At 29.3% G+C, this 232-nt stretch carries 1 protein-coding gene; it reads right to left on the bottom strand.

Annotated elements, in window-relative coordinates; genetic code table 11:
* A partial coding sequence (locus AAEY75_RS17350; RefSeq protein WP_352260436.1) for a hypothetical protein occupies positions 1-232 on the bottom strand: 232 nt, incomplete at both ends.

Raw genomic sequence — 232 nt, 5'->3', positions numbered from 1 at the left:
CTGGTAAATAGATAAATAACGTAATCGTATACGTATAAAATATATAATTGCCATTCGTTAATTTTGAAAAGAAGTAAGAATAGCCATGATAAATCGGCTCCGATATTTTCGGTTGTACTAAAAAGCCATCATTAATAAAAATTGCATAATCTTCATCAAAAATACTCAAAAAACCATATTGATAATTATTGAATGCAAACCATTGGGTTGAATACCAGCCTAAGTCATTGCC

Source organism: Psychrobacter sp. TB55-MNA-CIBAN-0194 (assembly GCF_040309505.1).
Taxonomy (GTDB): Bacteria; Pseudomonadota; Gammaproteobacteria; order Pseudomonadales; family Moraxellaceae; genus Psychrobacter; species Psychrobacter fozii.
Note: the sequence above shows the minus strand (reverse complement) of the source record. Positions and strands in the feature narration are given on the sequence as shown.